The following is a 19420-nucleotide window of genomic DNA, read 5'->3' on the forward strand; positions in this document are numbered from 1 at the left end:
TCCTTAAATCTTTTTTATTAATATATGTATATTATGTTTAAATTCCTTAAATGACTTTGGTTAACTTTAAAAAGTTTTTATTAACCCAATAGATGTTCTATATTTATTAAAATAGGCATAATTTATAATGTTTAAATATTTTTAACAAAAGCGAAGAGTTTCTTCGCTTTTATTTGTTTAATTTATATATTTTATGTTAATAATTATTAAAAATCAAAAATTCAAGGGGAGTAAGATATGGTAAACTCTGATAACAATCAACCATTAAGATCCTTTCAACGCCATCTTAAATCAGGCTGGAGTAATGAAGAAATTGAACTTTTATCTAGTGAATCGTCTCTGGCAGAGAAGAATGATCTGCCTCTTAACTATGTATTTGAAACTGTCGCTAAAAAAACAGGGCGCAGGCCAAACAGCATAAGAAATTTCTATTACTTAAAAATGCGGGAGAATTCAATAGGCCTTCATCCGCGTCTCAGTACTTTCGTACCTTTTAATAACGCTGAGATCTCGGAATTGATCCGTGAAGTATTAATCTCTCAGGCAAAAGGGGAATCTGTTAGAAGCTGTACTCTTAGAATAGCAAACGGAGATAAACAGAAAATGCTCAGGCTTCAGAACAAATACCGCAGTACAATAAGAAGCAACCGCGACCTTGTGAATTCTATCATGTTAAAACTTACAGAAGAGAACATTTTGTTCTTTAACCCTTATGTGGATAAAACGCTTCGCGGGAGAAAACCTCTTAAGATAAAAGAAAAGCAGCTAAACCTAGTTAAAATAATAGGCGATATCATAAAAAATCTGGATTATTTAGGTGAAGATACAGAATGTTTCTTTAAAAGCTTCTTGTCGCTGACAGAAGCGGCAGTGCAAAACGTATCGCTTAGCAAACAACCAACAGAACCGGCAAGGCAGGATGATTTATTAAACAGGTTAAATAAAGAAAATATTTACCTTGAGCAAAAACAAAAACAGCTGTTAGAAGAAAATACTTTTGAAAAACAAAAATACGATGAACTTTATAAAATGTATCATCAGCTGCTGGAAGCGAATAAAAATTTCCTAAGTTTAAACGGGCTAAATAAAATATCAGAACTTTCAAACTACATAGATACGCTTAATGAAGCTATCGGCAAAGCAAAAACAGGATGAAAAAACCGGTTTTAAACCGGTTTTTATTTTTATAATTTTAAAAAACTTTTCTGCCTTTTGTTAAATATCGTTATATATTTAAACCCTACATCTTTTAACAGCTCCATAGCCCATTTATTTTTATCACCGACCCTGCTTGCTGTATGCGCATCAGAACCTATCGTTATTATTTCTCCGCCCAGTTCATAATAACGCTTTATTATGTTAAGAGCCGGCAAACTTTGTTTAAATTTACTAAATGCAATAGTATTTAGCTCTATACCTTTATCTCTTGATATTACAGATTTAAGGATTTCATCTATAATGTCCAAAAATTCCAAAAATTCTATTTTTACATCTTTATACGGCACAAAACGGACTATATATCCGATATGTCCGACAACGTCAAAATTGTCAAATGCCGATATTTTATTAAATATTTCAAGAAGGTAGCTTTCGTAAACCGATTTCTGGTCTTTGCCTATATAATATTCTGGAAAATAAGGGTCTTCATCTCCTATCAAATGCTGGGAGGCTATTACAAAATCTAACCCATTGTTATCTATTATATCGTTCAGTCTGTCATAAACGCCGTCTTTTAAGCCTACTTCAATCCCTTTTTTAACTTTTAAATCGCCTTTTACTTTTATAGATTTAATAGCCTTATCATAAAGCTGCATATCAGAACACCAGTTATGTTTGGTTTGAAAAGGGTAGTCTAAATCCATATGCTCGGTAAAACATATTTCCTTTAACCCTTTTTTTTCAGCCGCCTCAACTAAGACCTGCATTGGATCTGTTGCGTCTGTAGATATGTTTGAATGAATGTGATAATCTATCATAATTGCTTCTCCGTTTTTTATTATAACGTCTTGCCCTATTTTTTACAATTGCTTTATATTATAAATGCAGGTTGCTTATTTATTATAATTTAAGCTATAATAACTTTATAGCTTAAATTATGGGGGAATAATCATGAGAGTTTATATAATAGATGGTCAGGGCGGTGGCGTTGGAAAAACCGTTATAGAAAAAATCCGCGCTAAAAAATCCGATTTAGACATCCTCGCAATAGGCTGCAATTCTCTTGCTACTTCTGCTATGCTTCGTGCAGGTGCAAAATTCGGCGCAACCGGTGAAAATGCAATAGTATATAATTCTAAAGTAGCAGAAGAATGCGATGTTATAATGGGCGCCGTTGGAATAGTGTGTGCTAATTCCTTTCATGGCGAACTGTCAGAAAAAATGGCATCAGCAATTTCTCAAAGCAAAGCAAGAAAAATTTTAATACCAACAAACAAATGCAATGTTTTCATCGGCGGCACTTATAGAGATTCATTAAATGAATGTATAGACCAGGCTGTGACCTTGTTGTTTAGCCTTTTTTAAAACATAAAAAATAAAAAACCGCTTTAAAGCGGTTTTTTTATGCATAGCGCATGGATTTCTTGAAAAACTTTTAAAGGTTTTCTTATTTACATCCAAATAAAACTTCTTCTGCTGCAGCAACTGCAGGAACGCATTTCTTAACGTTATTCTTACGGAATTCTTCTAATCCATCCCCTAAGTTTGTGTCAACAAATACTTTAGCCATATCACAAGCTAATTTTTCACCGATCATGAATCCGCCCATTGTAAGAACGTTTGCATTGTTTATAGCACGGCATTTTTCAGCTGAATATGTACTTTCACAAACAGCTGCATAAATACCTTTGTACTTATTGGCAATGATAGCCATTCCCATTCCTGTACCGCAGAATAAAATGCCTCTGTCATATTCACCCTTCTGTATAGAAGTTGCAACTTTAGCTGCAATGTCCATATACGGTATAGGCTTTGCAAGGTCTATAACGCCAACATCAAGAACCTCATGGCCTTCATCAGTAAGCATCTTTTTTACTGCATCTTTAATTAATACTGCATTAAAATCTGCGCCTAAAATAATTTTCATAATATCTTCCTCCTTAAATTAATGCAGACCTTTCAAAATCTGCTCTAAATTTATAACAAGCGCTATGCCCATTATAATCATATACGAATAGGAAATTTTTCCTATAGTATCTTTATTTATCTTCTTTAATACTTTAAGACCTAAAAGGCCGCCAAATATTACAGCTCCAACTGCAATTATAACATATATCCATGTACCAGGTATAGAGTAATTTCCATATATTGCATTTATTCCTATATCCCATATCTTTACTATAAACATTGTCGCTTGTATAGATGAAGCATATGCCAGTTTATCATCTAACACGGAAAAATAGTATACAGCTAAGACAATACCTGTTAAATTAAATAGCCCTCCCATAAATCCGGCTAAAAACCCTACGATAATACTGGCCGTAACTGAACGTTTAATAGATATTCTGCCGTTAAAGATAAACATAAACAGGCCAAATAGTATAAGTACTGCCCCAAGAGCCACTTTAAGAATACTGACGTCTACACTGATCAGTACATAAAACCCTAATGTATCCCCAAATAATGCGGTAATCGTTGGGATGATTATAAAGCTATAATCCACCTTCTGCCTTAATTTTCCGATTACCATGAAAGTTAAAGCAAGCATTGCTATTTTATTTATTACGGCAGCCGATACAAACGGTAATAAAAGCGGCATCAATGTCATAGCAAATATTGAATAACCAACTGCCGTGCTTGTATGCATAAATCCGCAAAAGGCTACAATGCTAAAGACGAGCAAGCAGTTAACCAATGTTACATCTAATACCGACTCCATAATCTAAAATACCTTCTGCCCTATTTTATATGAATTTACGAAAAAATATTTCCGCAAAATTTTATCAATTTTAAAAATTATTAATTTTTTGTCAAAATAAAAAACGCTTAAATCGTTTGAAAACTTTATACTAAGGATTTTAATATATACCACACTCTCAAGACATTTAAAAGCCTTGAGAGTGTAATAATATTATTTATTAATTTTTTTCTTATTTCTGCCCTGCTGCAGCGTTCATAAAACGTCTGTGGAACTGAACTACCAACGGTGAGCTTGTAAACTGAGCAAGGTGAGCCGGTGGAGATGTTATAACGATCTTATCCATTACATCATCAAATTCTCCATTGAATAATGTAGTATCTAAGAACGGATAAATTTCTTCTCCCTGGATGTTACAGATAATAAGCCTTGAATCTTCCATGTTGCATGTACGCATTACACGTAAGTTGTGCTTAACTCCATCTAAGCCTTCAAACCCATCGTATCCACAAGCTTCAAATCCACGGTAATCTGATAAGTATTCAGCACGGGATTTTACTGTATGTAAATCAAGAGCTAATTCGCCTGATGCGAGGTAGTCGTTTTGTACCATGTAGTTTCTTAATTCTTCTAAGAATGCATCGTCTCCACTAACTTCATATGCACCGAGCAAGCCTTTAATTCTCTGTGTCTGAGTCTGTCTGAACATTACGAAGCTGTTTATGAAATATGGCCTTGCCTGAAGAGCCATAGATGTCTGATACTGGTCAAACATAAGTGTGAAGTTAACTTTGTAACCATTCTCTTTCATTAAGAGAGCTAAGTTATGTCCACGGAAATTCGATTCTGCAGAACCGGCATTGTATCTTGTTTTAAACATCTTGTCGCCTGTCAAAAGCTCATTGACGTTTCCTGAATTAACTGGGCCGGTATGAGGAATCTTAATAACTGTACGCCATTTTCCTAAGATCTCTCTGAATCTTGCTGCTTCTTCTAAAAGCTGGCTTTCAGGTGTGCTGAATGGATCGTTTAATTCAACACTGATATCGATTCCAGGTCCTAAGATTCTGGCTAGTTCTGCCATAACTTCATCTCTTGTTTTAAACTTGTTACCAACATTAGCCTTTGGGTTGTTGATGAACATGTTGTAGATGATAGCTGGATTACATGTTAAGTTTGCAATTAAGTTCTTTATGCTTACAACTTCATATGGATTTGCAGAGTCTGCTGAGAAAAGCAGCTGTGTTGGGCGTTTTTCGCAGTTTTTGTCGTAAGATATATCACGAACTAAATCTACCAATAATAATCCTGAAGCTTTAAGCTCAAATCCTAAACGGAAACCTGCCGGTGTCTCGTTAGCCGGTACTTTAAAGTAGTCTATAACTTCTTTAAAGTTCTTCGTTACGCCTATAGTCTGTGCGCATTCACTCAATGTGCAGAATAAGTCATAGGACATTGGCATATCCATAACTCTCTTTGCATAGTCTTCGTCGCCGCGGGCGATAGAGACGCCATCAATTGCGCTAAGCGTACATTTTAACAAATCGTTTTCATATAAATATTTGTCAATCATGTATGTTTACCTCTCCTTTATTAATAATACATTTTATATCCATATGTTTACATTAAGGGATTTTCCCCCAATGTAAACAATGTTTTAAATTTAATTAGACATCTTCTAAGCTGTCGTTTTCCATCATGAGGTGAACAGCACCGATCTTGAATGTCTTAGGTAAAGCTAAGATATTCGGAGTTGGTCCAACGATCTTCTTGCAATCTTCCAATGCCTCTTCAAAAGTAGCGCGTGTCTTAAGCCCCATTCCGCGGGCAATACCTGGTTCCTCGGCTCCAACGATATAAATTGCGGCTGTATTCATTTCAGCAATGTGTCCGCAGCTCATCATGGAGAAACCATGGAACGGATGGAATGCATTTGTGAAACGATATTTACGTATGTATTCTTGATTTGTTCCGAAATATTCGCCGTATCTGTTCATATCAGGTAATATATTCATATAATCCTTCTGGAACAGCTCGTATACTTCACGAAGATATGGCCAACGTTCATCATGGAAATAACCGTTGCAATGAGATGAACAAATAATTACGCAGTTGTCAGCCATAATTCTCTTATGACGGATAACCTGTGCGGATAAAGCCTGCATCATCTGGATTGGGTTTGTGCCCATGCCGTTGCCATAGTGGAAAGCCTGTGGCATACCGAATAGTAAAACATTATATTTTTTCTTTGCCCAGGGAACGTATGTTCTCTTATCGGCTAATTTCCAGGAAATAGGCTGCATTTCTTTTGCATAGCCGCTGTAAATTCCTAACTGCCTTGAATAAGTATCTAAAACTGCATCACAGCAGAAGAATTTTTTGCCCATGCATTTTTCCATATGCATGCTGATTTCATCGAATTTTTTACGCATAAGCGAATGCTTTGAAACAGGTGTAAAACCAGGAATATGCATAACGTCAGGAACATGATGCGTAGCAATGCTTCTCCAGTGTGTTATACCGGTTGTGCTATGTTTATAACCGCCGGAATAACCACCGTATGGGTTTCCCTGTGCATGTCCGATTAATATAGCGATATCTGCATCATAAACGTATTTGTTCATAATTACGCGGTCGCCGCGGTCTGTATAACCAAGGTCAATAAGATGTTCATAGTCTTCGCTGTCGTGGCTTGTAATTTGATTGGTTGTATAGAATTCGTTGAATAATTCTGGCCCTAAGATTGCTCTTAATTCAGGTACTGTGGCTCTTGGATGTAACCCGTTTGATATTAAAAGTAAAATGTCTTTCTTTTCAACTCCTGCAGCGTAAAGTTCTTCTAATATAACTTTTATTGCAACTTTACGATGTGAAGTAGGCTGTACACCGCCTTTAACTATATCAGGAATAATAAATACTACTTTATCTCCTTTTTTAGCTGTTTTTGAAAGTGGCTCCATTCCTATAGGATTGTGAACTGATTTACGTGTTTCCTCAACAATTTTATCTTCTGGTATATGCGGAGGATCGGCAACTGTTTCGCCAGGAATAAATATATCAGTATTATCTGGAACATTAGCATCCATCATGCCATGACCGTATTCAAATGATAGTTTCATGTTTTTGTTTTCTCCTTTCAATGTTTAAAACATATATGCTACTTTACATATGCCATTATTATATTTTTAAGGCTCTGCGGATCAAATCCGATAGGCTGTACGAATTTTGTCAATGCAACTAACCCGCCGTCTATTGTGCTAACAGCAGCTATGCTCTCTGCATTTTCTTCTTTAAGCCCGCCACCGTAAACAACGTCTAATTCATATCCATAAAGCTCTTTTGTAACTTCTTTAGCATATTTGGAAACAAATGCTATGTAATCGCTGTCTGGAGGAGTTTTGCCTGGTCCAATAGCCCAGATCGGCTCATATCCTAAAACGATATCTTTTACTTTTTCTTTATCTATGCCTTTAAAAGCATTTTCGATCTGTGACCTTAAAACTGCTTTTACTCTTGGTGCATACTGGTCATATCCGCCTTCGCCTTTTTGCTCGGCTGTTTCACCTATACAGAAAAGAACATCCATTCCACGGTCTATTGCACACTTAACCTGTGCGTTAAGTAATGCATCAACTGCATCAGCGGATTTTTTAGCTGCAGCAGCATCTGTCTCTGTAGCTGGGTCATAAGCAGCGATCATCTGAAGTTTATCTCTTCTTTCTTCACTGTGGGCTATCATTGTCCAATTGCAGCCTATTTCTTTCATTGCAAGAGCAGGACGGTTAGATGTGAATGCACCGAAGTTTCCGCCGGCTTTGATGTCTGCGCGGTAAACAGATTGGCATCCTAAGTTAAGACGTGTTCTTTTTGATTCAGGATAGCCGTTAAGAGTGCTAAGTCCTGTATAAAGTGTTGCTTCTGGCAACAGATAACATACGAATACGTTATCGATGTTTCCTAAGTTAAGTTTGATAGATTCGTCAACTACCCATTTTGTCCACTCGATTGGATTGTCCATTGGGCAAATGCCGCCTTTTTCTTTACTAACTTCGAAACGTTTTAAGTTAACAAATATTTTTTTCATAATAACCTCCGTTACTTTAATTATTTTAAAAAATATTGCTTAAATTTTAATGCGCATATTTCCCATATTTTATGGATTTTTTGCACATGAAATACATGTTCCCATACTTTTTGTATTATATCATATATGGTTCATTTACGCCAACTGTATGTTGTGTTTATTTAAAAAAATATTGCACAATTTATAGATAAATTTTAACAACGAATTTTTTAAATTGCTAAAAAAATTATCAAATAAAAAAACTATAACTTATGCGGCTTTAATAAAAACCGCATAAGTATAGTTCTTTAAGAAAATATTCTTATTTTTACCACCATTTAATCTTGTCTGTAACATATCTTCTGATTTCAACAAACTCAGGAGTTGTGAAGTCACGTGGTCTTGGAATATCAACTATAACTTCTTCTCTTACTTTAGCAGGTTTATTTGTGAGAATTAATATTCTCTCTGCTAAGTAAACAGCTTCTTCGATGTTATGTGTGATAAATATAACCGTAGAATCAAACTCTTTCCACAGCTTTAGAACTTCGTCTTCTAAGTAATAGCGCATCTTTATGTCCATCTGGCCATAAGGTTCATCCATTAATAGAAGGTCAGGATATATAGCGAACGAACGTCCTATAACTATACGCTGTTCTGTACTAACTGACAACTGATGCGGGAAAGCATCACGGAATTTATCAAGGCCCATTAAATCACAAATTCTGTCGACTCTTTCTTTTATGATGTTTTCGGGCGTGTGCTTTATCCTTAATCCGAATTCCAGGTTCTGCTGAACTGTGAGCCAAGGGTAAGCCGAAGGCTCCTGGAAAACGAATGTCAGGTTATGGACTTTAGGATCGGCAACTACACCATCAACCAATATTTCTCCTTTTGTCGGAGGAATTAATTGTGTAAGTAAATTCAAAAATGTAGTTTTTCCGCATCCGGTAGGCCCAACAACGCACAAGAATTCGCCTTTATGAACGTTAAAAGAAATATCATCTAAAACGTGTAATGAACCAAAATATTTAGTTAAGTTCTTAACTTCAATTTTAATTTCTCTATTATCTGCCATTGCGTTGCTCCTTTTCTTATTCTTATAGAGCCAAGTCGGTATTGTAAGATATTTCTTTTCTCATGGTTAAGAAATATGGGTCAATCATATCTCTTGGCCGTGGAAGATCAATATCGTATACCTTCTTGATCTTAGCAGGACATGTTGTTAGCAATTGTATTCTGTCCCCAAGGTATATTGCTTCTTCGATGTTGTTTGTAATGAAGATAACTGTTCTTCTCTCTTCACTCCAAATACGTGCAACTTCGTTCTGCATGCTATATCTTGTCTGTGCGTCCAACTGACCAAACGGTTCATCCATTATTAGGATTTCCGGGTCATTTGTATATGCCCTTGCGATACCAACACGTTGTTTCATACCACCGGATAATTGATGTGGAAAATGGTTTTCAAATCCATTTAATCCAACTAAGTTTATGTAGTACTGTGCTTTTTCGCGTCTTTCTTTTTTATCTACTCCGCGAAGCTGTGGCCCTATTTCAACGTTTTCCATAACTGTTTTCCAAGGCATTAAGCCGAGTTTCTGGAATATCATACCTATTTTAGGGTTAGGACCAGTGACTTTTTCGCCGTCTAATGTAACTTCGCCTTCATCCTGTTTTAAAAGACCCGCCATCATATTGATTATGACGGACTTTCCGCACTGTCCTGGGCCAAGTAGAACGAAGAATTCATTATCATAAACGTCAAATGATACGTTATCAACAACCAGACGCGGTTCGCCTTTTACGCTGAAAAATGTTTTTGATAAGTTTTTAACACTTATTCTTGCTCTAGTTTTACGTTCCATGGACAGATCCACCTTTCTAAATAGTTTGTGATAACTGCAAGCAATGCACCTACGATACCAATCGTGATCATACCAACTAGTATCTGCGGAACATCAAAGTAGTCCATTCCGCGATAGATTAAGAATCCAAGGCCAGTTTTTGCAACTATCATTTCTGCGGCTAAAACAACCATCCATCCAAGAGATGTGGCGTTTCTGAATCCAGCGAATATCGCCGGTAATGCAGATGGAACCGCAATTTCCATCAGCAACTGGTTATTTTTCGCATTAAACATACGTCCTACATCCAATAACAGTGGATCTACAAGTCTTATACCAGTATAAGAGTTGATAACTAACGGTGTAAATGTTCCGATGAAAACTATGAATACTTTCGGGAATTCACCGATACCAAACCACATAACTGATAATGATAACCATGCAATTGGCGGTATTGGACGAAGTAATTCAAATAATGTTCCAAATATAGCTCTAAATGATTTGCTCCATCCGACCATAACACCAAATGTGATACCGGTTACAACAGAGATTCCAAGAGCTATTAAAACACGCTGAAGACTTGCCCAAATATGTCCGAATAAGCTAACTTTTGCAGAGAACTTTGTAAATGCGAGTTCTACAAACCTATCCCAAACTTTAAGGGGAGAAGGTACTAAGCTTCCATTGCTTGCTGATGCTAAGAACCATAGTACAACCAATAATATAATTGATAAGAATGGTGCAACTATATAAAAAACAGATCTGAATGTAATCTTCTTAACATCTTGTGCGCCTTCAATTACGGGCGCTTTGCTTTCTTTTGCCATTATACTGTCCTCCATTTCACTACAATATTTTCAATCTTGCCAAACACTGCCGTGAATATGAAACCGAGAACACCTATGATAAACATACCAAGTACTATTAAGTCGGTACGAACGAGCTGTCTGCCCATCGTTATCATATAACCAAGGCCAGCATTGGATGCCAGCAACTCAGCAGCTACCAGTGTTGCCCAAGCAGAGCTTAGTGCAACGCGCATTCCCGCAAATGCCATAGGCATTGAAGATGGTACACCCACCTTTCTAAACATCTGGAAATTGCTTGCGCCAAATGTTTTTGCAACATTGATATGAACTCTAGACGTACTCTTTATTCCAGTATAAGAGTTAATTACACACGGAACGAAAGCAGCGGCAAATATGATTATAGCTCTAGCTGTAAGTCCAATACCTACCCAAACTATCATTAAAGGTATCCATGCAATTGGCGGTATAGGTCTTACGAGTTCAAATATAGGGCTTACAAATCTGTCAAAACCTTTGTACCAACCCATAAGCAGTCCAAGTGGAGTTCCTATAAGTACAGCAGCTAATAATCCAGTTACAGCTTCCTCCAAACTAACCAATGTATGAGTTATAATAGTTGAATCATCCGGTTTTGTGTCCGTGAGTTTTACAAAGAAAGCTGAAATAACCGAAGTTGGGGTAGGTAATTTATCTGTAGAGACCCAACCTAATCTAACTACGGCTTCCCAAATTCCTAAAAACACTAAAACACTGCAGATAGCCATGATAGTGTACTTTAATTTACTAGTTTTTCTTTTTACAGGTGCCTTTTTGTTACTCATCTTTTCAACCTCATTTTCTGTGATGTTATATTTAATAATGAAATATTTATTAATTAATCTTTGTTTCTCGCCTGCGAAATATTAGCGAGGCACATCACAAAATGATACTTCCTCCTTTTCTTGAATTTTATTTTAATTAAATTTTCTATGCGCTAGTTTTGTGCTAGCGCATAAAAATTCAAAAACTTTGGACGTTTTATTATTTTTTCTTAGCCACAACTTCTTTAGCTGCTTCTACAATGTACTTGGATGTAATCTGATAAGCTTCTTTTAAGTAATCAGGTTTACCAACTTCACCGAATCTATCTTTGATGCCGACTCTCTTCAATAAAGTCGGGCAATCTTCTCCCAATACTTCGGCAACAGCGCTTCCAAGGCCACCGATAACGTTGTGGTTTTCAGCGGTAACTATTGCTCCTGTTTCTTTTGCGGCAGCAATAACAGTATCTTTATCTATTGGTTTAATTGAGAAAATGTCTATTACTCTAGCAGAGATTCCCTCTTCTTCTAAAGCTTTAGCAGCATCGATTGCTTCAACAACACAAATGCCTGATGCAATGATTGTAACATCTTTGCCATCGCGGATTTTAACAGCTTTTCCGATTTCGAATTCACTGCCGTCTTCATATACTTTTCTCTCGATCATTCTTGGTGTACGGATATAGAACATTCCATATGTTTCAACGGCTAATTTAACAACGCTCTTCATCATTGCGCGGTCAACAACATCTATAATTGTAATTCCAGGGAAAGCACGGATACAAGCTATATCTTCATCACCAGCGTGTGTGCCTCCGTTTAATGCTGCGGTTGCGCCAGGGTCTGTTGCTAAAAGTTTTACATTCTGGAATGCATAAGCACCCGACATATATATCTGGTCATTAGCCCTACGTGCTATAAATACGCTGAATGAATGGCAGAAAGGAATTTTGCCTTCTGCTGATAATCCGCAAGCTACACCAACCATGTTAGCTTCGCAGATACCGCATTCAATTATATTTTTAGGATACTTTTCCCAATATGGACGCATGCCAGATGCCATCATTAAGTCTGCATCTAAATGCATAACAGGTGCACCTTTGTCAAAATAACTTGTCATTACTTCAGCATAACCAGCTCTTACCTGTTTATCATCAGCTACATTTTCTTTTGCTAATATTATTTTCATAATTATATACCTCTCACTATCATCAATTTTACTGTTACGCTAATTCGGCAAGCTGTTTATCTAACAACTCACCAGCTTCTTTGTAATCATCCATGCTAAGTGGCATATTATGGTTTACTGGAGCTCTCAAAGCAGCTGGGCAATCTTTACCTTTTATAGTATTTAATGTAATAAATGTCGGTTTGCCTGACCCTTTAAATGATTTTGCTTTATCAACTGCGTCGCAGATTGCAGCAACATCATGGCCGTCTACTTCCAGTGCGTTCCATCCGAAAGCTTCCATTCTTTCACTTACATTACCAAGGCTTAAGCATTGATCTGTCGTTCCATCAAGCTGTTTTACGTTCTTGTCCAAAAATACAATGTAATTATCTAATTTCTGCTGTGACGCAAAAGCGAAAGCTTCCCAGCACTGGCCTTCCTGCATTTCACCGTCTCCGATCAAGCAGTATACATAATGGTCTTCTCCATTAAGTTTGCCAGAAAGAGCAATACCTGCAGAGCTAGATGTTCCCTGTCCAAGTGAACCTGTTGTCATATCTACGCCAGGTGTTTTTGACATGTCTGTATGGCTTGGAAGCCTTGTTCCCGGCTTATTCAACGTTTCTAATTCCTTTACTGGGAAAAAGCCTTTAAGTGCTAATGCAGAATACATAGATGGACCTGCATGGCCTTTAGACATAACAAAACGATCGCGGTTCTTCATTTTAGGATTTTTAGGATCAACATTTAAAATATGCCCATACAAACAAGCCATAAGCTCGCATATTGACATGGTTCCGCCTATATGTCCTACGCCCAAAAAAGCAATTTGGTAAATAGTTTGGCGTCTAATTTCAATTGCAAACTTTTTTAATTCTTTGATTTTTTCTTGTGATAACATTAGTTTCTCCTCGTATAATAGATTTACGGTATTTTTACGCAAGATACCGTATAAAAACTTGTCTTACATAAAATTAACAAAACTATCTGTGATAAGCTTAAAACAGCCCCTGCCATAAGTCTTTAAAGACTTCTTATTTGGAAAAAACGAGTGTAAAAACCTGGTTTGAAACAAACTAATTTTTGTCTTCAAAATAGATTTTTTTATGCATTAAGACGCAAATAAGAACAAACAGAACTCTCTACATTTGATGTTTTGTTCTCCAAATTTATATGAGTAAAAACAAGTTGCTTAAAGCAACCCCAATAATGGCTTATGTCTTAAGTTGTTTTTACTGTTTGTACTAACAGTAAGGATTTAAATTTTTAAAAATATATATAAACTTTTTACTAATGTTTAAATTAACATGCTATTTCTACTATATTCGTACAGATAACATCTGTATATTAGCACAATTATTAAATTTTTGTCAACAAAAAAAAACAATCTTAACAATTAATTGATTTCGTTTTTAGTTGTTTTTTGCATGGTAATATATGTATCGCTATTTTCTACTGTGTTAAGTCATCTAAAGTTTTAAATGTATACCCGGCTTTTTGATATTCATCTATTAAATCACCCAGTATACTTGCATTGGTTGAAGATGTACTGTGAAGCAGTATAATAGCTCCTGGATGGCAGCGGGGTATGAGCTTGCTCAGTGCATCTTCCTTTGTCGGCTGGTCATCCTGATACCAATCAACATAAGCCAGGCTCCAAAATATCGTTTTATATCCGAGCTTTTTAGCATACTGTAAGTTTAGTTCGCTGAATTTACCCTGCGGCGGACGATAATATTTGGATAAAGTTTTTCCTGTTACTTCCGTGAACAATTCTTCTAATTTAGTCATTTCTTCAGTAAATGTTTCTATGCTAGAAATTTTTGACATATCTGGATGGCTATAGGTATGGTTGCCGACTATATGCCCTTCCTCTACCATGCGACATACAAGATCTGGGTTCCTTTCTATGTAATTTCCTACTAAGAAAAAAGCTGCCTTTACGTTTTTTTCTTTTAAAGTATCAAGTATTTTGTCCGTGTTGCCGTTTTCGTAACCTGCGTCAAAAGTTAGATATATCGTTTTATCGTTTTCATCACCGACATAATAAGCGTCGTATTGTGATAGAAATTCTTTAGTTGCGTTTCCCGTCGGCTGAGTGCCGCTTTCGCCAAAACTAAGCCCCCAATTATCGACATTTGCTGCTGCCGTAACGCTCGAAACATCGCCTATACTTGGTAAAAATCCAATTAACATAATTATCATAACAGCAGTTATGGCTATATACATAATTTGATTTTTGCTCAAAGGCTTCATTTTGCTTCCTCCATATAGTATAGATAGTAAACTATTATCTATAAAGCTCTGTTTTTTTTATAAATATATTGTTATTAATACAAAAAAAGAACCTTTAAAGCATTGATTTATTGACGCCTTTTTAAATTGTAGTTATAATTAAATTGTAAGATTATACATATAAATTAAGTGTATTCATTGCAAAGGAAAGAGATAATAATATGGATAAATTAACAAAATATAAAAATATGACTGCTTGGCTCTCCATTATATATATAATTCTAGGATTAATATTTATTTTGTGGCCTGCTGCGTCTGTCTTATCTATATGTTATATAGTAGGAGCGGTAATATTAATAATAGGTTTAATAAAAGTGATTTCTTGGTTTTCTTATAACTACAGCCAAACAAATACTACTTTTACCTTTGATTTTGCATATGGTATTATAGCAACTTTGCTAGGGCTATTTATGTTGTTGTTCCCGCATATAATTGTATCCGCTCTTCCTATAGTGCTGGGAGTGTTGGTGCTCTTTGACAGTATAATTCGCATACAAATAGCGTTCGATTTAAAAAACGCAAGTTCAAAACGTTTTACATCAACTTTAATACTTGCGCTGTTAACCGCGGTTTTTGGCCTTATAATTATGTTTAATCCATTTAAAGTAGCAGTTACCTTAACTATATTTATAGGTATAGTATTTTTAATATCCGGTGCTGTAAACCTGTGGAATTATTTAAGTGTTAAAAAACTATTGAAATAAAGATTTATTAATTAGGGCGAAATAATTTTCGCCTTTTTTATTTTGCTACTAGTATAATTTAAAAAATATTTTAAATTTATCTATTGACATAAATGCTTCACTGTAGCATTTTAAGAATAAAATTATTTTAACTGTAGTTTAAATTATTATATTTAAATATTGCTTATAAAATGGGGGTTTTAAAATGAAAATTAAATTCATAGGTGCAGCTCATGAAGTTACCGGGAGCTGCTCTTATCTTAATGCATGCGGAAAAAATATTTTGATCGATTACGGCATGGAACAAGGAGTAGACTATTATGAAAATGAAAAGGTACCTGTTGCTGCATCTGAAATCGATTACGTTCTTTTGACACATGCACACATAGACCATTCCGGCCTTTTACCGCTTCTGTTCAAGGAAGGCTTTAGAGGTGAAATTCATTCAACTCAGGCAGCTTATTCGCTCTGTGACATAATGTTAAGAGATAGTGCACACATACAGGAATTTGAAGCAGAATGGAAAAACAGAAAGGCAAGGCGTTCCGGCAGCGGCGATTTTGTTCCTATATATACTATGGATGATGCTGTTGGTGCCTTAGGGCTGTTTCACCCGCATAAATACGAAACAAAAGAGATTCTTTGCCCCGGTATTGAAACACGCTTTATAGATGCAGGCCACCTGCTTGGTTCTGCAAGTATAGAAGTTTTCATAAAAGAAGATACTGTGTCTAAAAAATTTGTCTTTTCCGGAGATATCGGCAACCTAAACCAGCCGCTTCTCAGGGATCCGCAGTATATAAAAGAAGCAGATTATGTGCTAATGGAATGTACATACGGCGATAGAATACATAAAGAGGTCACAAATTATATCGAGGTTTTAACGGATATAATCCAAGATACTTTTGACCGTGGAGGGAATTTGATCATACCTTCTTTTGCAGTAGGTAGGACACAGGAGATGCTTTACTTTTTACGCAAGATAAAAGCGGACAACCTTGTAAAAGGGCACGGCTCTTTCCCTGTATATGTAGACAGCCCTCTTGCTATTGAAGCAACTACTATTTTTAATAAAAACAGTAACTCCTGCTTTGATCCACAGGCTCTTGAATTAATTAATAAAGGAATAAACCCGTTGATTTTCGACGGATTGAAACTTACAATTTCAACAGAAGAGTCAAAAGCGATAAATTTTGATCCTGAACCTAAAATTATTATATCTGCAAGCGGAATGTGCGAAGCAGGGCGTATAAGGCATCATTTAAAACATAATCTATGGAGAGAAGATTCTACAGTACTTTTTGTTGGGTACCAGGCTCAAAATACTTTAGGCCGCGCCCTATTAAACGGTGCAAAAAGTGTACGTCTTTTCGGTGAAGAAATAAAAGTCCGCGCGCAGATAAAAGAACTTCCGGGAATCAGCGCACATGCCGATCAAAACGGACTTATAGAATGGATAAGCAACTTTTCACCTAAACCAATAAAAGTCTTTGTCAATCACGGCGAAAGCGAAGTTTGCGATTCATTTGCTGAAAAACTAAAATCAAGCCTTAATTTGGATGCGGTTGCTCCGTTTAGCGGCATGGAATATGATTTAGCCACTAACACATGTACACACGAAAGCCATCCGGTTTTAATACAAAAGAAGATAGACAGGCTAAGCCCTGCGGCTTCGGCCTTTGCACGGCTTAAAACTGCTCTTGACCGCCTTGCTTCTCTGATTGATATAAGCTCCGGTAGGACGAATAAAGACTTAGCGCGTCTTACTGATCAAATCAACAGTATGTGCGATAAGTGGGAAAAATAACCTATATATTTAAAAGCCCTTATTCTTTTAAGATCAAGGGCTTTTTTTGACTCTCTATATATATAATGTATATAATTTTAATTAATACCACAAAATGTGTGTTTAAAGTGGATTGTTTTTCCCTGGGTTATCAATTGAATTTGAATATTTCTTCATATTTAACACAGACTTAACATTAAACCTCTTTTTGATTTTACATTGCTTTTTTATCATGAAATTGTAACAAGGAAAAGGAGAAAAAATATGAAGAAAAAAATATCAAAATTGATTTTATTTGTAACAGTGCTCGCAGTAGCACTTGCAGGATGTGCAAACAGTACTCCTGAAACTAGCACCAGCAGCGAAGCTTCTGATTCTTCATCTTTTGATCAGAGCAAAAGTATCACAGTTATTTCACGTGAAGAAGGTTCTGGCACAAGAGGTGCTTTCATCGAATTATTCGGGATCGAAGAAAAAGACGCTGACGGAAACAAAGTGGATATGACCACTGAAGAAGCAGAAATCAGCAATAGTACATCAGTTGTTATAACCGCAGTTGCAGGAGACGAATACTCAATCGGCTACATATCTTTAGGATCTTTAAATGACACAGTAAAAGCTTTAAAGATTGATGGCGCAGAAGCAACAGTTGAGAATATTAAATCTGGAACTTACAAAATCGCCCGTCCGTTCAATATTGCAACAAAAGGCACTGTAAGTGAAGTAGCTCAGGATTTTATAGACTATATAATGAGCTCAGATGGCCAGGCCATAGTTGAAGAAAACGGATATATCTCATCCTCTGATAATGCAGCAGCTTACAGCGGAAGCAAACCATCTGGTAAAGTCGTAATAGCCGGTTCATCATCCGTAACACCGTTGATGGAAAAACTTAAAGAAGCTTATCTGGCAATCAACACAAATGCAACGATAGAAATCCAGCAGAGCGATTCTACAACTGGCATGACCTCAGTAGCAGACGGTATCTGTGATATCGGTATGGCTTCAAGAGAATTAAAAGACAGTGAAGTAGACGGAGGCTTAAACGCAACGGTCATCGCAATGGATGGTATAGCAGTTATAGTAAACAAAAACAATACACTTGATGAATTAACCAGTGAATTAGTAAAAAAATATCTACACAGGTGAATCAACATTATGGTCAGATGTTTTCTAAAATAACATCGTAATAAAGGTAGCGAGCCGGGCTTTTGCTGATAAGCTAAAGCCCGGCTTGTATATGGGGAGCAATTAATGAAAAAATATAAAGAGAAAATAATGCGAGTGGTATTTTTACTAACAGCCTGCGTTTCCATATTAGCTGTATTGCTGATATGTATTTTTCTTTTGCAAACGGCATACCTGCTATTGGTAAAATAGGGGTATTTAATTTCCTGCTGGGCGATACATGGAAGCCTTCAAATGATATATACGGTATCCTTCCAATGATACTTGGTAGCATATATGTAACTGCAGGTGCAATGATAATAGGTATACCGATAGGAATACTCACTGCAGCATATTTGGCTTATTTTTGCCCTAAACGCATTTATAAAGTAATAAAGCCGGCAATAAACTTAATGGCTGGCATACCTTCCGTTATATACGGATTTTTTGGCCTGGTCGTAATCGTTCCTTTTGTACGGGATACATTCGGCGGCGGCAGCAGTATGCTGACTGCCTCGATATTGCTTGGGCTAATGATACTGCCGACAATTATAGGCGTTGCCGAATCTTCTATACGCGCAGTGCCAAGCAGTTATTACGAAGGAGCCTTGGCCCTTGGTGCAAGCCATGAAAAAAGCGTCTTCTCGGTGGTAATCCCCTCGGCAAAATCCGGTATTTTAGCCGGCGTAGTGTTAGGCGTTGGCCGTGCAATAGGTGAGACTATGGCAGTTATCATGGTAGCTGGGAACCAAGCCAGAATTCCGACAGATTTATTAAAAGGAGTAAGAACGCTGACCGCAAACATCGTTATAGAAATGGGATATGCGGCAGATTTACATAGAGAAGCTTTAATTGCAACAGCAGTTGTACTGTTTATCTTCATTTTGTTGATTAATCTGACGTTCTCTATACTAAACAGGAGGACGAACAAATGATTTTAAGT

General features: G+C 36.4%; 17 protein-coding genes and 2 pseudogenes. 6 read left to right on the forward strand and 13 right to left on the reverse strand.

The window, feature by feature from the left end:
* Positions 1-237 precede the first annotated feature (237 nt).
* Entirely contained in the window at positions 238-1155 is a 918-nt protein-coding gene (locus R2876_06800) for a hypothetical protein (GenBank protein ID MEZ4358311.1), read from the forward strand.
* A gap of 29 nt (positions 1156-1184) precedes the next feature.
* Here R2876_06800 and R2876_06805 read toward each other — a convergent pair whose 3' ends face one another.
* Complete coding sequence (locus R2876_06805; GenBank protein MEZ4358312.1) at positions 1185-1976, reverse strand: histidinol-phosphatase HisJ family protein; 792 nt, start codon at positions 1974-1976, stop codon at positions 1185-1187.
* A 133-nt stretch (positions 1977-2109) separates the two neighbouring features.
* Here R2876_06805 and R2876_06810 point away from each other — a divergent pair, with 133 nt between their 5' ends.
* The gene (locus tag R2876_06810) at positions 2110-2523 is read left to right on the forward strand and encodes a DUF3842 family protein (protein MEZ4358313.1); all 414 of its coding nucleotides are present in this window, start codon (positions 2110-2112) and stop codon (positions 2521-2523) included.
* A gap of 82 nt (positions 2524-2605) precedes the next feature.
* Here the strand turns inward: R2876_06810 and R2876_06815 are convergent, their stop codons facing one another.
* From R2876_06815 to pdaA, 12 genes are all read right to left on the reverse strand, one after another.
* Positions 2606-3085, reverse strand: coding sequence for an RpiB/LacA/LacB family sugar-phosphate isomerase (locus tag R2876_06815; protein MEZ4358314.1), 480 nt, complete (start codon positions 3083-3085; stop codon positions 2606-2608).
* 18 nt (positions 3086-3103) lie between these two features.
* Positions 3104-3877, reverse strand: a complete 774-nt coding sequence (locus R2876_06820; protein ID MEZ4358315.1) for a sulfite exporter TauE/SafE family protein — start codon at positions 3875-3877, stop codon at positions 3104-3106.
* Between the two features lie 211 nt (positions 3878-4088).
* A complete protein-coding gene (locus R2876_06825) occupies positions 4089-5429 on the reverse strand; it encodes a transaldolase family protein (GenBank protein MEZ4358316.1) in 1341 nt (446 codons plus the stop codon).
* 94 nt (positions 5430-5523) lie between these two features.
* Positions 5524-6975: a lactate racemase domain-containing protein gene (locus tag R2876_06830; GenBank protein ID MEZ4358317.1), complete on the reverse strand. Its 1452-nt coding sequence runs from the start codon at positions 6973-6975 to the stop codon at positions 5524-5526.
* 38 nt (positions 6976-7013) lie between these two features.
* The gene (locus tag R2876_06835) at positions 7014-7940 is read right to left on the reverse strand and encodes a triose-phosphate isomerase (GenBank protein ID MEZ4358318.1); all 927 of its coding nucleotides are present in this window, start codon (positions 7938-7940) and stop codon (positions 7014-7016) included.
* 307 nt (positions 7941-8247) lie between these two features.
* Entirely contained in the window at positions 8248-8997 is a 750-nt protein-coding gene (locus R2876_06840; protein MEZ4358319.1) for an ABC transporter ATP-binding protein, read from the reverse strand.
* A gap of 22 nt (positions 8998-9019) precedes the next feature.
* The gene (locus tag R2876_06845) at positions 9020-9787 is read right to left on the reverse strand and encodes an ABC transporter ATP-binding protein (GenBank protein ID MEZ4358320.1); all 768 of its coding nucleotides are present in this window, start codon (positions 9785-9787) and stop codon (positions 9020-9022) included.
* Entirely contained in the window at positions 9760-10593 is an 834-nt protein-coding gene (locus R2876_06850) for an ABC transporter permease (protein MEZ4358321.1), read from the reverse strand. Before R2876_06850 ends, R2876_06845 begins: the two co-directional genes overlap by 28 nt.
* Positions 10593-11174 (reverse strand): ABC transporter permease, encoded by a 582-nt coding sequence (locus tag R2876_06855; protein MEZ4358322.1) that lies wholly within the window; start codon positions 11172-11174, stop codon positions 10593-10595. The genes R2876_06850 and R2876_06855 overlap by 1 nt, the downstream gene beginning before the upstream one ends.
* A 421-nt stretch (positions 11175-11595) precedes the next feature.
* Entirely contained in the window at positions 11596-12564 is a 969-nt protein-coding gene (locus R2876_06860; GenBank protein MEZ4358323.1) for a transketolase C-terminal domain-containing protein, read from the reverse strand.
* 34 nt (positions 12565-12598) lie between these two features.
* On the reverse strand, positions 12599-13447 hold the full coding sequence (locus R2876_06865; protein MEZ4358324.1) for a transketolase: 849 nt from the start codon (positions 13445-13447) through the stop codon (positions 12599-12601).
* Positions 13448-13998: 551 nt separating this feature from the next.
* Entirely contained in the window at positions 13999-14751 is a 753-nt protein-coding gene (gene pdaA / locus R2876_06870; GenBank protein MEZ4358325.1) for a delta-lactam-biosynthetic de-N-acetylase, read from the reverse strand.
* 278 nt (positions 14752-15029) lie between these two features.
* Between pdaA and R2876_06875 the strand changes: the two genes are divergently transcribed.
* The 4 genes and pseudogenes from R2876_06875 to pstC all read left to right on the forward strand — a co-directional run bounded on the left by R2876_06875 (position 15030) and on the right by pstC (position 19412).
* Positions 15030-15545: a DUF308 domain-containing protein gene (locus tag R2876_06875; GenBank protein MEZ4358326.1), complete on the forward strand. Its 516-nt coding sequence runs from the start codon at positions 15030-15032 to the stop codon at positions 15543-15545.
* Between the two features lie 184 nt (positions 15546-15729).
* Positions 15730-17331 carry an MBL fold metallo-hydrolase gene (locus tag R2876_06880; GenBank protein MEZ4358327.1) on the forward strand — a complete coding sequence of 534 codons (1602 nt, stop codon included), beginning with the start codon at positions 15730-15732 and terminating at the stop codon, positions 17329-17331.
* A 243-nt stretch (positions 17332-17574) separates the two neighbouring features.
* Positions 17575-18487: pseudogene (locus R2876_06885) on the forward strand (substrate-binding domain-containing protein).
* A gap of 77 nt (positions 18488-18564) precedes the next feature.
* A pseudogene (gene pstC / locus R2876_06890) lies at positions 18565-19412 on the forward strand (phosphate ABC transporter permease subunit PstC).
* Positions 19413-19420 lie beyond the last annotated feature (8 nt).

Source organism: Eubacteriales bacterium (genome assembly GCA_041390245.1).
Lineage (GTDB): Bacteria > Bacillota > Clostridia > Christensenellales > JAWKQI01 > JAWKQI01.